Below are 13,471 nucleotides of genomic sequence, written 5' to 3' on the forward strand. Positions count from 1 at the left end.
TTATAATGCGGACACGTCTGGCACGGCTTTATCAAAAGGGCGATCTCAGGGTGGAGACCGGCACCGTACTGGCTCCCGGCCCAGGCGAAGTGCTTCTGAAAATGGCGGCCGCCGGCATTTGCGGCTCCGATCTGCACTATTATCAGGACGGCGGTTTCGGACCGATCAGGGTACGCGAGCCGATCATACCCGGTCACGAGGCATCGGGAACCGTGGAGAGTGCAGGGGAAGGGGTAGACCTGAAACCTGGGACGCTGGTGGCGGTCAACCCGAGCCAACCCTGCGGGCTGTGCGAATATTGCGGGAAGGGACTGCCGATCCATTGCCTCGACATGCACTTCATGGGCAGCGCGATGCGCCTGCCTCATGAGCAGGGCATGTTCCGGGAATGGCTGGTCGTGCCGGCCAGGCAGTGCTTCGAAGTGGGAGCGGCGACGACGGCCGCGGAAGCCGCATGCAGCGAGCCCTTGGCCGTTTGCCTGCACGCGGCATCGCGTGCGGGAGAGTTCGCGGGCAAGCGCGTCCTCGTCACAGGCGCCGGCCCGATCGGCTGCCTGATGGTTGCCGCCGCCCGCTATCACGGCGCGGCCGAGATCATCGTTACCGATCTGGCCGATGCGGCGCTGAAGAGAGCCGAGGCGATGGGCGCGAGCCGGACGATCAATGTGTCGCGAGAGGCTGCGGCGCTTGCCGAATTCGAGACGGGCAAGGGCTATTTCGATCTCGTCTTCGAGTGCTCGGCCGCCGCACCCGCCATCCGCAGTGCCATTGCCGCCATCAGGCCGCGCGGCACGATCGTGCAGGTCGGCGTCACAGGAGAGATCCCGATCCCGCTCAACGCCATCGTCGGCAAGGAGCTCCATATCCATGGCACGCAGCGTTTCCACGAGGAATTCGCCGCCGCCGTCGAGCTGATCTCAAGTCGAGAGATCGATGTCCGGCCGATCATCAGCCACAGCCTGCCCCTCGAAGAGGCCACCGCAGCCTTCACACTTGCCGGCGACCGGACGGCCGCCTGTAAGGTACAGCTTACGTTTTAGAAGCCTGTGTCACTCCCTGCGGGCGCGCCATTCGCGTAGGGGTCAGCGGCTGCGGCGGCAGCGAAGCAGGCTTGGCCTGCAAAGCCGCACCGGCGCCTGCAGGCAGTCGGCCACGCCTCTTATATAGGCGGCCGGCTGGATGATGACCGTACCGGGCGAGAACCAGGCAGGAGGGCGAAAGGCCTTCGATGAAATCATCCGAGGAAGCTTCGTGCGGCAGGTCGATGATGAAGCCGGAATCGGCGTGGGCCGGACCCTCGCCACGATGCCCGCTTCGGAATTGGCGACCCGCAGCGTGGGATCGAGCCGCGAGAGCCGGTGCGCCGCCGACAGACCGGCAAAACCGCCGCTGTTTCGCAACGCCAACCAGCCTGACAAGCTGCGATATGGTGCAGCGGCGTACCGAATGGTCGCAAAGGTGCAACGCAATGTGGAAACAAAGCAGGCCCGAGTTTTGTTTACTGATAGACCCGCGCAGGAGTTCCCAGAGCGGCGGCCGAAACGGGAGCAGAATCATGGAGACAGCAACGCAGTGGGCGTTTTTCTTCGGCGCACTGACGTTGGCGAGCTGGATAGCGGGAGGCCTTGCGGCCGCCCTTGGAAGTGTCGAGCTCGGCCACCGACAAAGAGCGACAGAATATCTGACATTCGGGCTCAGCGCCGCCGGCTTCGTCTCGGCAGTCGCCATGGCGGCGGTTTTGGTGATCCGCTGACGTTGATTGCGCCGATGCCCGTCGATCGAAACCTCTCGCCCAGCTGCACCTTCAGCGGCGGGCTGCGATCTGGTCGGCGGCGGGTGGCGGACGGTGGAAGACGCAGACCTGGTTGCGGCCTGCTTCCTTGGCGCGATAGAGTGCCACGTCGGCTTCGTGCTGGAGATTGGCCAGGGAAACGCCGGTGTCGGCCGCCGATTTGAACGCCAGCCCGACGCTCAGCGTCACCGACGGGCCGACGCTGGAAGACGGGTTCGGAAGGGCGGCCGCCTCCACGCTTTCACGTATTCGATTGGCCACCGCGACGGCCTCTTCTTCTTCCACATCCGGAAGGACGATGAGAAACTCCTCGCCGCCGTGTCGTGAGACCAGGTCGCGATCGGCGCGCACGCAGCTCTGGATGATGCCGGCGACCTTGACAAGGCAGCGGTCGCCTTCGCCATGCCCAAGCTTGTCGTTCAGCGCCTTGAAGTGGTCGATGTCGCACATGAGCATGGCGACAATGCCCGTTTCACGGCCGTGGCGCCAGAGGCTCTCCAGCGTTTCCATCATCCAACGGCGGTTGGCGATCCCCGTCAGCGGATCGGTTCTGGCCAGGCGTTCCAATCGGGCATTCGCATCGGCCAATTCCGCAACGCGGCGCTGATCCCTGCAGTCCAGGAGAAATGTCTTCTGCGCCAGTATGTTCATCGTTCGCCTGGCGACCACGGTCGCGATGATCCCGCAGGAAAAGAACAGGGTCCCGGCTATGACGCTGCCCGCGTCCACGAGCGGGTTGTACCATTGAAAGGTGAAATAGAGGAAGAGGGCATAACAGGCGATTGCGATCGTCCAGGCGAGCGGCACGCTGAAGATGGTGATTGCGCTCGTGGCGACGAACAGCATGATGGTCAAATGGCGCTCGTAGAATTCGCCCCCCGCAAAGACGCCGACGAGTGCGACCGACAGCAGGATGACGCACATTCCGCCGAGGAGCGATGCGCGCTGAACCGCTGCCGGGCGCGGCTTGGTCCAGACGAGCGCCGTCAGGATCGCCGCCGGCGGCAGCAGGCAGGCCGGGGCGACCATCAATAGGGCAACCTCGCGGGGAAGCAGCATGGCATTCAGCGCCAGCGTTAGAACGTCGACAAAGGCGACCCATGTCATCCAGGAGCGAATGACTTTCGCCCTCTGGCGCCACAGCCTTTCGTCGAACCGGCGCAGCAGGTCGCCCGTCAGGCGAATATCGCGGGTTCGGCCGGATAAGAGGCGTTCGACTTCCTCCGCCACGGCGCCGGTCAGCGGCTGCGGCGAGTGGGCCCCGGCTGCAGGACGGTCGAAGGACGTGCTTTTGCCATCATTCATCTTTGCTCTATCTAACCAAAATCGGAAACTCGGCAAGGCTGCCGCGCGAACGTCCGGATTCCTGCATTGATATTTTGTAAACAAGATTGGCCGCGTGATCTGGGCTAGACCCTTTCGAACATGCTAACTAGCTTATTCCGAGAGGGAGCAGGATGAGACTTAAGCTGGTCGCAGTAGCGGTCGCGGCGCTGGCGCCGGTTGTGGCGATGCTCGTTTACAACGAAGTCGCGCTCCGCCATCAGCGCAATGAAGAAGTGCGCGCATCCGCGGCACAAGCGGCCAGACAAGCCTCGTCCGAAGTCGAACGGATCATAGAGGGCCTGCACGCCCTTCTCGTCTCCGTCGCCGCCATGCCTTCCGTCCGGCAGCTCGACGTCCCGGCTTGCAATGCGGCGCTCGAGGCGGTTGTCGAAAGCATTCCGAACATCCGCACCATCTTCGTTGTCGGGCTCGACGGACAGCCGATCTGCGGCAGCATGGCTTTTCCCGAGGGCGTGATCTTCTCCGATCGAGACTATTTCCAGCAGATGCTCACGACCAAGGCTTTCGTGGTCGGCACCTATACGCAGAGCCGCCTTGTCGACAGACCCGTCCTGCCGCTCGCAATGCCCCTCATGGAGGGCGACGTCATGAAGGCCGTCATCGTCAGCGGAATCAGGGTGGACTGGCTGCAGAACCGTATCACCGAGCGCGGTGTTGCTACCGGCAATGCGGTGACGATAGCCGATGGCAACGGGACGATCGTTGCGCGCGTTCCTTCGCCCGAGCGCTTCGTCGGCACCGCCATGCCCGACGCCTATCAGCGGCTGATCCATGCCGACCAGCCCGATGTAATCGAGCTGATGAGCGAGGACGGAACGGAACGCATCCTTGGCTATCGCCCGATCGCGCTGCCTTCCAATCCTCTCTATGTCAGCGCCGGCTTCTCCAAGGAGGAGGCCTTCGCCCCGATCAACAGGGCGACGACGATGAATACGCTCGCCATTATCGGCGGCGCGCTCTTTGCCTTCCTGGCCGCGATCTTCATCGGCAACCGCTTCATCCTCGTGCCGATCTCCAGGATCGCGGATGTGATGGAAAAGTGGCGCGGCGGTCAAACGACGGCGCGGACCGGCATGAAAGGACCGGACGAGCTCGGTGTCGTCGGTGCGACCTTCGACCGGCTGCTCGATGAACTCGATGAACGAAGACGCCAAAGCCAGGAGGCGGAGGAGGAGCGCAGCCTTCTTATCCGCGAACTGGCGCATAGGGTCAAGAATGGCTTCACCCTCGTTCAGGCGATCGCCCGGCAAACCTTCTCGCGCTCCGATCCGGAAAGATACAATTCCTTCGCCGAGAGGCTCGCAGCGCTCGCCGGCACTTATGATCTCATCCTGTCGCGCGAGGGATCGGCCTCGTCTGTCAGGGAGATTGTCTCCGCGGCCTTGCGTGCCCACGTCGCCTCGCAGGCCGAGCGCATTCGCCTGGATGGCCCGGAAGTGGTTCTTCCCGCAGACATCGCGCTGCCGCTTTCGCTCGTTGTGCACGAGCTGGCGACCAACGCAACCAAGTATGGAAGTCTCGGAAGCGAATATGGAACAGTCACCATCGAGTGGAAGCACGATGACGGACGCGTCCTTCTCATCTGGACGGAAGCGGATGGACCGCCGGTTTCGATACCGACGAAAAAGGGCTTCGGTTCGATACTGATAGAACGGGCCTTCCCGGCGCAGGCGCAGGCGCGGTCCAGGTCGGACTACAGGCCGGGGGGCCTCGTTTTCGAAGTTATATTTTTAATCGGGGAACCGGTTGCGAAAGGCGAAGTTGACCCCTCTGGGTAAGGATGACATGCATGCGAGCGAAACATGAAAACCAAAGTAGTCGTGGTCGAGGACGAAGCTCTGCTGCTGATGATGGCGGTCGGCATCGTCGAGGAAGCAGGCTTGGAGCCGCTCGAAGCACGCAATGCTGATGAGGCTCTGATGCTTTTCGAAAGCGTGCCCGGCATTCGGATTCTGTTCACAGACATCGACATGCCGGGAAAGATGGACGGTTTGAAACTCGCAAAGGCCGTCCGCGATCGCTGGCCGCCCGTTGAAATCATAATCGTCTCCGGCATGAAGCAGCCGGACAAAGATGAATTGCCCGAGCGCGGCGTCTTCTTCCCCAAGCCTTACGACACCCGACAGCTCTGCGACGCGCTGGTCAGAATGGCTACCTGATACCAGAGCCGACGCACGGGCTTCCGCATCTGAATGCCTCGGGCAAACGCATCCTGTTTGCATCTCCTGCGTTTTCCTTGCTGCAACAACAGGCGAGCGAGCATGACGCCGGAAAGCACCGAAACGAAGGCTGGCGGCCTGCTATCGTTTTGCCGTCGAAGGCCGCTGCAAATCGATGCGACTGGTCACGACCGGCTGGCCGGAAGCAGGATCTTGGTCGACGGTCTGAAGTCGAAGCCGGTTCTGCCCGACTTTCTCGATCGTCAAGACCGCGTCTCGATCGCCGTTGACCAGCCGCGCCCAGGTCACGCGCAGGTTGAGGGCAGCACCTTTCCTGCTGCCTGCAAGCTTCGACGGCAGTCCCGACGGCCCGACATAGTTGCCGGTATAACGCTCTCCGGCGGCCTTGACGGTCGCAGAGAAGCTTCTGGTGAAAACCGCCAGGCCACGACACTTTCCGTTCATCGAAACGGTGGATGCGCTCGCATCAGACCGGAGGGTGCAGGAGACCTTCAGATTTGTGCCGCCAATCCGCGTGAGCACCCTTCCAGTCCCGCTCCAGTCGCCGGCCAAAGACTGCAAAAAACCCACCTCCGACGCCGATGATCCGACAGGCAGGCAAGGCAGCAAGAGTAAAGTTGCGATCAGGACCATACGCATGGCAGCCCCCTGGTTTGCGTGTCCGAACAACAGGTCGGCATGGCAGATTGTTCCCGGCGTCAGATTGTTTTTGCCGCCCTCGCAGGTGAAGGGCCTGACGACCTCGCCGTCGCTGCGGTGGCGTCGATTCTTCGCAGCTTGAAGAAATAACGACGGGCGTCGCCCGCAATGCACATCATGCCAGCCAGCTCTTGGCCATTCATCCTGCGAAAGTAATCGACGATCGGCTGCCTGTCGTAACGCATTGCGGCGGTGACACCGTCCGCCGAGGTCTGAAGCGCAAGCGACGCGGTCGTGCCCCTCGCACGCAATGCCTTCTGTAGATAGGAGAACCAGCTTCGGGCGACCATTGTGCGCCCGAACGGCGCGGCTTTGATGGCCAGTCCGATTGGAAAAAAGCCGGGTTCGATGGCGATCAGCCGATCGGCTCGCCACTGAAAGAGCAGGGCGTCCGCGCGCATGTCCGCGTGAAATCGCTTGCCGAACCAGCCAAGGTTCTCGAGAACGCCGTCGAGCGGGTGATCCGACGGAATACCCGCCCCCCTCCACAAGCCGATCATCTCGACCGGCTGGACAGGCTTCAGCGAAGAGAACCAGGCCTTCATCTCGTCCTGCCGGCCCATGCTTTCCATCCGTTTCCAGTCACGCGATCGAACCTCGCCCGCGACAAAGCAGATGGCGGCGCCGCCCAGATCATGCGGTTCCGGCGCCTCGGCAAGGAGAGCGTCACCTGCCAGGGCTTGGATCCCGCGGACGCCGAATGTTCTCGATGCGGCCGGATCACAGCGCTCGCTCCGTTGACAGCAAGGCTTCCAGCGACACCGGCCTGAGACCGTGCCCGTCGACGCCGACATCGTACTGGCGGGGCAGGGGTTTCAGGCGGCCATGGGAATGTCCATGCAGATTGATCGATTTCTTGCCCATCTTGTTCCAGGTGCGGAACGGGTAGTGGCACAGGATCAGGAGATGATCGTCCAGCGTCATCTCCTTGTAGTGCTGAACGCTCGCCCATCCCCTCGCCTCCGTCGTCGTCGGCGGATCATTATTCCCGATGATGAGGTGCTTGCGCCCGTTCAGCATCGAAAGGAGCTGGTCACAATCCCCGCCACGGAAGGACATAACGTCGCCGAGATGCCAGATGTCGTCCTGCGGACCAACGATTTCGTTCCAGTTCCGGATCAGCGTCACGTCATGCGAGGCCATGTCGGGGAAGGGGCGTCGGTCGATGCGGAAGGACGCGCGGATCTGCAAAATGGGTATCGCCGGTGAAGTAAATCATCTGACAGAGATGGCGCAGCTCGCCCGGTTGGAAAGTCGCCGTTTTTTCAATGGCCGGCTGTGGAGATCGAATCTTTGATGTTGGCAAGGGACGGACCGCTCACGACGCGATAGCGCGCCTCGACGAGGTTATAGACCCCGAAGGCCGCCAGTCCGGCCGCAACGGCGATATAAAGGATCGAGCCGAAAGGCAGCTGCCTCACCCATTCAAGCGCGTCCGCCATGCTGCCCGCCTGTTGCGGATCGACGCGGAAACCCGCATAGGCGAAGAAGATTCCCGTGATCACGAAGACGACGCCGCGGGCGACGAGGCCGTAGACACAGACCGTGGTGACCACGCCGCTGGCATCGGCAAGCCTCAGATAGCGCTCGAATTTCCTGGTGATGCCCTTGGCTGCCGTTACGACCCCGCCGATGATGAACCCGAGCCCGACGGCAACGGCAAGATAGGCGCCGAACGGCTGCGACATGATCCACTGGGCCAATCCCTTCTCATCCGAGCCTTGGCTTCCGCCACCGCTGAAAAACGCGTGTGCCAGGGCGTATCCGGCAAGCCCGAGGTAGACGACAGCGCTGCCGAAGAGAACCGTGCGGATGGCGATCGCCTTGGTGCCGGTGCCATGCCCGTCGGAATCGGCCAGCGACTGGGACAGCCGCCAGGCTACGAATCCGAGCAGGCCGATGCCGATCAGCCCCACCCAGACGCGGCCGAAGGGCTGCGCCAGCAGCGTCGAAAGCGCCGACTTCGTTTCCGGCCTTCCGCCGGCAACGCCGGAGAACAGGGCCAGGCCCGCCACAAGCAGGAATACGGCGCCGCGCGCCACATAGCCGCTCTTGGCAAGCAGGTCGAAACGAAATCCTTTGGCCATGATATACTCCGCGCATCTGTGTGGCTGTCACCCCTAACGCGCCACCACGCGGAAAGTTGTCGTCGAGGAAAAGGCGACGCTCACGCCGGGAGTTGCCGATGCCGGTCCGTAGCGCCGGACTTCTGATCCACCGCCTTTACGACACGGGGCCTGAGGTCCTGCTCGTGCATCCCGGGGGTCCATTCTGGGCAAGGAAGGACGAGGGCGCCTGGTCGATCCCGAAGGGATTGATCGAAGCTGGTGAAGACGAGCTGTCGGCAGCAATCCGGGAGGCGCGGGAGGAGCTCGGCTTGGAAATCCAGGGAGCCTTCGCCCCGCTCGGCGAATATCGCCAACCGGGCGGAAAAATCGTGGTCGTCTGGTCGGTGGAGGCCGAGCTTGATGTCGCGAAGGTGCGCAGTTCAGAGTTTCAGCTCGAATGGCCGCCACGATCGGGTCGTTTCCAGAATTTTCCCGAAGTTGACCGCGCCGAGTGGTTTTCCACCGCAGAGGCTGAAATCAAGATTCTCAAGGGGCAGGTCGCAATGCTTGCAGATCTCGCAAAACAGCTCGGCCGAGGCCGATGAAGGAGGCATTTCGATCACTCCCGTTCGATGAAGGAGCGGTCGGCGGTCTCGAGCAATATTGGCCAGCTGATCGTCGCATCGGCCATCATCGACGACACGGTCGGCTGGGTCACCATCGCCGTGACGTTCAGCCTCGCCGAGCCAGCAGCTGAGGCTGTGGCTGCAGTGAAAAGGAACAGGACCGCCATTGCAGCTTGCCAACGCCAGGCGTCTTTCAAGACCATATTCCGTACTGCCCCTGCAAATCGGGAGCGGCTCATCAAGGACCTCTTTCAGAAAGTCTGTGCCTAAATCATACTGCTTCAGCGGCCCTGGCTCCGAGAAGGGCCCGCGGCGGCGCAGGGCAGACATGCGAGCTTGGCGCTATTTCAATGTTCGGCGCCGGACGACATCCATCTGCATCGCAGACGCCATCAGCCATTCCTCAATCGGATGGGGATAGGCTTTGTTTACGAGCGGTTGCTGGAGCCTAATCGACGCCGGTAATCTCGGGATCGAACACGATGATCTTTTCGGAAGGCGGATTTCCGTCACTTCTGCTCGCAGCAAGCAGAAGTGCGGCGGCGGCTTCGCCCATCTGACGCCGCGGCGAGATCGAGGTCGCGATCCTGACGGGCAGGGCGCGGGCGACATCAAGTCCGTTGAATCCGGCAATCAGAATATCGGCGGGGCTGGAAACGCCGAGTTCCAGGCATGCGAAGGCGCCGCCGGTCGCCATGTCGTCGTTGGAATAGTAAATGCAATCGAGATCGCGCGTTGCCGCGAGCATGGACATCGTCAGCCGCTTGCCGTGGGCCACCGAAGAATAGGCGGCGTTGAACCGCTCCGCCACGAAAGAAAGGCCGCTCTCGCGCAGGGCCTTCTCAAAGCCGGCCTTCCGTTTGCCGGCCCGCAGGTCCCTGTCGATCGCGCTGCCGATATAACCGAACCGCCGCCGGCCGGCCGCCAAAAGCGCTCTTGCCATCTCCTCTCCCGCCTTGCCATGAGAAAGCCCGACGTTGAAATCGATAGGCGTGCCGTCGAGGTCCATCAGCTGGACCACCGGGATCTCCGCACTCTGCAGCATCCTGACCGTTTCCGCCGGCTGATCGAGGCCTGTCACGATGATGGCGGCAGGCCGCCAGGAGAGCATGTCGCGGATGATCTCGCGCTCTTTCGCCATATCGTAGTCGGAGATGCCGAACACCGCCTGCATGCCGGATCCCCGCAGTCCGGCCGAGATGCCCGCCAGCATCTCGGGAAAGACGATGTTGGACATGCTGGGAACGACGACGGCGACGAGGTTGGTGCGCTGCGACGACAGCGAGAGCGCCAGCCGGTTGCCGACATAGCTCAGCCGTTCGGCCTGCTGGAGCACTTTTGCGCGGGTCTCCTTGGAGACGTCGGCCGCGCCGCGAAGGGCCCGTGATGCCGTCATCTTGCTGACGCCGGCCGCGGCAGCAACCTCTTCCAGTGTGGATTTACGCATCGCACGATTCCTTAGTCGAATTGCCTCGCCAGCGGCCAACACCAGATTCATAGGCCCTTTTCCAAAAAAGGAAAACACGCACTACTTGACATATGCGACCAAAATAGGCGTTGTTACCGATACCGGTATCGATACCAACGATCAAACCCTGGAGCAGAAACGGGGCGGACAAGGCTTTGGGCGTCCCGCATCGTACGAATGTTTGACTGCGACCATCTGCGGATCAGCCTAGCCGGCTTGACCTGCAGGTTGCAGACCTATCTGAATTCGATCGGATACATTCCGATCGTGCCGCCAGCTGCAACATAGAACGCGGCGAGCAGCGCGATCTTGCCGAAGACACCGGCCGAACGGGAGGAAGAGCCGCCATGCATGTGATGATTTTGGGCGCGGCCGGCATGGTCGGCCGCAAGCTGGTTGAGAAGATCGCGCGCGAGCCGCTGGCTTTCGGCCGGCCCGTCACCCGGCTGACGCTGGTGGACGCCTTTCAGCCGTCCGTGCCGGAACCGCTCCGGCCGGTCTCGACAGCGCTGACGGTCGACCTCGCCGGTGCCGGCGCCGCCGATAGGCTGATCGAAGGCCGGCCGGAGCTGATCTTCCATCTCGCCGCCGTCGTATCGGGTGAGGCGGAAGCGGATTTCGACAAGGGTTACGCCGTCAATCTCGACGGCACGCGCGCCCTGTTCGATGCGATCCGTCAGGCCGGCCTCGCGAGCGATTACGTGCCGCGCCTCGTCTTCGCCTCCTCGATCGCCGTCTTCGGAACGCCGTTCCCGGAAGTCATTCCCGACGAATTCTTCACCACGCCGCTGACGAGCTACGGCACCCAGAAGGCCATTGCCGAACTGCTGCTCGCCGATTATTCCCGCCGCGGCATTTTCGACGGCATCGGCATCCGGCTGCCGACTATCTGCGTGCGGCCCGGTGCACCGAACAAGGCAGCATCCGGCTTCTTCTCCAATATCCTGCGCGAACCGCTGGTCGGCAAGGAAGCGGTGCTGCCGGTCAGCGACAGCGTGCGGCACTGGTTTGCAAGTCCGCGCGCGGCCGTCGGCTTCTTCATCCATGCCGCGACGATCGATACGGCACGGATCGGCGCGCGGCGCAACCTCACCATGCCAGGCCTTTCCGCGCTGGTCTCCGAAGAGATCGAAGCGCTGCGCCGCGTGGCCGGCGACAAGGCGGTCGCGCTCATCAAACGCGTGCCCGATCCGGTAATCGAACGCATCGTCGCCGGCTGGCCGACCCGGTTCGACGCAGAGAGAGCGTCTTCGCTCGGCTTCAAGGCGGAGACGAGCTTCGACGAGATCCTGAAAGTACATATCGAGGATGAACTGGGCGGGAGGATCGCATGAGCATATCGGCCAGCGGAAAGGCAAGGATCGCGCTTGTCACCGGCGGCGGCACCGGCGTCGGGCGAGCCATATCGCGGGGGCTGGGCGCTGCCGGTTACGCGGTCGTCATTTCAGGACGGCGGGCCGACGTGCTCGACAAGGCCGCCGCTGAGCTTGGCGGCGAAACCGGCGCGGAGTTCTTCGCGGTTTCCGCCGATGTCGGCGATCCCGCTTCGGTGCGGGCTCTTTTCGACGCCATCTCGGAAAAATACGGGCGGCTCGACCTGCTGGTCAACAATGCCGGCGTCACTGTGCCGGGGGTGCCGCTGGAAGAGGTTTCCTTTGAGCAATGGAGCGCCATCGTCGCCGCCAATCTCACCGGCGCTTTTCTCTGCACCCAGCAGGCCTTCCGCCTGATGAAGAGCCAGAATCCGCGCGGCGGGCGCATCATCAATAACGGCTCCGTTTCCGCCACCACACCGCGCCCGAATTCCGCACCTTACACGGCGACGAAGCACGCCATTACAGGACTGACGAAATCCACCGCCCTCGACGGGCGCGAATTCGACATCGCCTGCGGTCAGATCGATATCGGCAATGCCGCAAGCGACATGACGACGAGGATTGCCGCCGGCGTCTTGCAGGCAAACGGCAGTATTGCCGCGGAGGCGACGATCGACCCGGCGCATATTGCCGATGCGGTCGTCTACATGGCGGGCCTGCCGCTCAGCGCCAATGTGCTGACCATGACAGTGATGGCAACGAAGATGCCTTTTGTCGGGCGGGGGTGAGAGGGCGGGCTGCCGCCGGCCGAAAACGACATAGATACAGTGCATTGCGTAATGCTCATGATCTGGGAGGAGGGAGTATGGCAAACGTTCAATTCGAAGACGTCCGGAAATCATTTGGGGCGCATCCTGTCATCAAGGGGGTGGACATCGATATTGCCGATGGCGAATTCGTCATCCTTGTCGGCCCCTCGGGCTGCGGCAAGTCGACCCTTCTGAGGATGCTGGCCGGGCTCGAGAATATTTCCGGCGGCGAAATCAAGATCGGCGGGCGCGTCGTCAACACGCTGCCGCCGAAGGACCGCGACATCGCCATGGTCTTCCAGAATTATGCGCTCTATCCGCATATGACGGTGGAGCAGAACATGGGCTTTTCGCTCATGCTCAACAAGGCGCCGAAGGCGGAAGCCGAGAAACGGGTGAAATATGCCGCCGGCATCCTCGGCCTCGACAAGCTGCTTGACCGCTATCCGCGCCAGCTTTCCGGCGGCCAGCGCCAGCGCGTCGCCATGGGCCGCGCCATCGTGCGCGATCCCGAAGTTTTCCTGTTCGACGAGCCGCTGTCCAACCTCGATGCGAAACTGCGCGTCGCCATGCGCGCCGAGATCAAGGAACTGCACCAGCGCCTGAAGACGACGACCGTCTACGTCACCCATGACCAGATCGAGGCGATGACGATGGCCGACAAGATCGTCGTCATGCATGATGGCATCGTCGAGCAGATCGGTTCGCCGCTCGAGCTTTACGACCGTCCCGCCAATCTCTTCGTCGGCGGTTTCATCGGCTCGCCGGCGATGAATATGATCCATGGCAGGCTCGATCCCGAAAACGCCACGCAGTTCGTCGCGGCCAACGGCACCCGGCTGCCGGTCGCCAATCCGCCAGCAAGTGCGGTGGGCCGCGAACTCGTCTACGGGCTGCGCCCCGAATATATTTCGCTCGATCCCAACGGCCTGCCCGCCGAAATCGTGGTGATCGAGCCGACCGGCTACGAGACGCATCTGACCGTCCGCCTCGGCGGCAGCGAGGTCAGCTGCGTCTTCCGCGAGCGTGTCGATGCGCGCCCGGGCGAAGCGATCCGGGTGGCGATCGACGCCAAGCACGTTCATCTCTTCGATGCCGAAGGCGGCAGGAGATTGACCGACTGATGCCATCCGGCGGCGGCACGGGAGAGGAGGAGTTCTCCCTGCCACCGGAGAGCAAGCATCCC

At 62.6% G+C, this 13,471-nt stretch carries 14 protein-coding genes and 2 pseudogenes; 8 read left to right on the forward strand and 8 right to left on the reverse strand.

All coding sequences use genetic code 11. The features are described from left to right. Positions 1-5: 5 nt before the first annotated feature. Positions 6-1,040 (forward strand): L-idonate 5-dehydrogenase, encoded by a 1,035-nt coding sequence (locus tag GGI60_RS15885; protein ID WP_183934585.1) that lies wholly within the window; start codon positions 6-8, stop codon positions 1,038-1,040. Here the strand turns inward: GGI60_RS15885 and GGI60_RS15890 are convergent. Further along, positions 1,036-1,388, reverse strand: a pseudogene (locus GGI60_RS15890) (hypothetical protein); the annotation flags it as partial. The gene GGI60_RS15885 and the pseudogene GGI60_RS15890 overlap by 5 nt on opposite strands. Positions 1,389-1,555: 167 nt before the next feature. On the opposite strand from GGI60_RS15890, the gene GGI60_RS15895 reads away from it, so the two are divergent. Then, positions 1,556-1,753 carry a hypothetical protein gene (locus tag GGI60_RS15895; RefSeq protein WP_183934586.1) on the forward strand — a complete coding sequence of 66 codons (198 nt, stop codon included), beginning with the start codon at positions 1,556-1,558 and terminating at the stop codon, positions 1,751-1,753. Positions 1,754-1,804: 51 nt separating this feature from the next. Here GGI60_RS15895 and GGI60_RS15900 read toward each other — a convergent pair whose 3' ends face one another. Further along, on the reverse strand, positions 1,805-3,097 hold the full coding sequence (locus GGI60_RS15900) for a GGDEF domain-containing protein (RefSeq protein WP_183934587.1): 1,293 nt from the start codon (positions 3,095-3,097) through the stop codon (positions 1,805-1,807). A 152-nt stretch (positions 3,098-3,249) separates the two neighbouring features. On the opposite strand from GGI60_RS15900, the gene GGI60_RS15905 reads away from it, so the two are divergent. Together GGI60_RS15905 and GGI60_RS15910 are read left to right on the forward strand one after the other, a co-directional pair. Further along, positions 3,250-4,917, forward strand: a complete 1,668-nt coding sequence (locus GGI60_RS15905; protein WP_183934588.1) for a sensor histidine kinase — start codon at positions 3,250-3,252, stop codon at positions 4,915-4,917. A gap of 24 nt (positions 4,918-4,941) precedes the next feature. Further along, a complete protein-coding gene (locus GGI60_RS15910) occupies positions 4,942-5,298 on the forward strand; it encodes a response regulator (RefSeq protein ID WP_183934589.1) in 357 nt (118 codons plus the stop codon). 141 nt (positions 5,299-5,439) lie between these two features. Here the strand turns inward: GGI60_RS15910 and GGI60_RS15915 are convergent, their stop codons facing one another. From GGI60_RS15915 to GGI60_RS15930, 4 genes and pseudogenes are all read right to left on the reverse strand, one after another. After that, positions 5,440-5,958, reverse strand: coding sequence for a hypothetical protein (locus tag GGI60_RS15915; protein WP_183934590.1), 519 nt, complete (start codon positions 5,956-5,958; stop codon positions 5,440-5,442). Between the two features lie 59 nt (positions 5,959-6,017). Further along, positions 6,018-6,590, reverse strand: coding sequence for a GXWXG domain-containing protein (locus tag GGI60_RS15920; protein ID WP_183934591.1), 573 nt, complete (start codon positions 6,588-6,590; stop codon positions 6,018-6,020). A gap of 148 nt (positions 6,591-6,738) precedes the next feature. Continuing rightward, positions 6,739-7,237: pseudogene (locus GGI60_RS15925) on the reverse strand (hydrolase). 46 nt (positions 7,238-7,283) lie between these two features. Next, positions 7,284-8,105, reverse strand: coding sequence for a DUF1206 domain-containing protein (locus GGI60_RS15930; RefSeq protein WP_183934592.1), 822 nt, complete (start codon positions 8,103-8,105; stop codon positions 7,284-7,286). A gap of 98 nt (positions 8,106-8,203) precedes the next feature. On the opposite strand from GGI60_RS15930, the gene GGI60_RS15935 reads away from it, so the two are divergent. After that, the gene (locus tag GGI60_RS15935; RefSeq protein WP_183934593.1) at positions 8,204-8,671 is read left to right on the forward strand and encodes an NUDIX domain-containing protein; all 468 of its coding nucleotides are present in this window, start codon (positions 8,204-8,206) and stop codon (positions 8,669-8,671) included. A 14-nt stretch (positions 8,672-8,685) separates the two neighbouring features. Here the strand turns inward: GGI60_RS15935 and GGI60_RS15940 are convergent, their stop codons facing one another. Next, positions 8,686-8,859, reverse strand: coding sequence for a hypothetical protein (locus GGI60_RS15940; protein WP_183934594.1), 174 nt, complete (start codon positions 8,857-8,859; stop codon positions 8,686-8,688). A 281-nt stretch (positions 8,860-9,140) separates the two neighbouring features. Next, positions 9,141-10,139, reverse strand: a complete 999-nt coding sequence (locus GGI60_RS15945; protein ID WP_183934595.1) for a LacI family DNA-binding transcriptional regulator — start codon at positions 10,137-10,139, stop codon at positions 9,141-9,143. Positions 10,140-10,507: 368 nt separating this feature from the next. Here GGI60_RS15945 and denD point away from each other — a divergent pair, with 368 nt between their 5' ends. The 3 genes from denD to GGI60_RS15960 all read left to right on the forward strand — a co-directional run bounded on the left by denD (position 10,508) and on the right by GGI60_RS15960 (position 13,409). Continuing rightward, complete coding sequence (denD, locus tag GGI60_RS15950; protein ID WP_183934596.1) at positions 10,508-11,494, forward strand: D-erythronate dehydrogenase; 987 nt, start codon at positions 10,508-10,510, stop codon at positions 11,492-11,494. Next, positions 11,491-12,264 carry an SDR family oxidoreductase gene (locus GGI60_RS15955; RefSeq protein WP_183934597.1) on the forward strand — a complete coding sequence of 258 codons (774 nt, stop codon included), beginning with the start codon at positions 11,491-11,493 and terminating at the stop codon, positions 12,262-12,264. The genes denD and GGI60_RS15955 overlap by 4 nt, the downstream gene beginning before the upstream one ends. Positions 12,265-12,341: 77 nt before the next feature. Next, positions 12,342-13,409, forward strand: coding sequence for an ABC transporter ATP-binding protein (locus GGI60_RS15960; protein WP_183934598.1), 1,068 nt, complete (start codon positions 12,342-12,344; stop codon positions 13,407-13,409). The last annotated feature ends 62 nt before the right edge of the window (positions 13,410-13,471 follow it).

This window comes from Rhizobium lentis, assembly GCF_014200175.1.
Lineage (GTDB): Bacteria > Pseudomonadota > Alphaproteobacteria > Rhizobiales > Rhizobiaceae > Rhizobium > Rhizobium mulingense.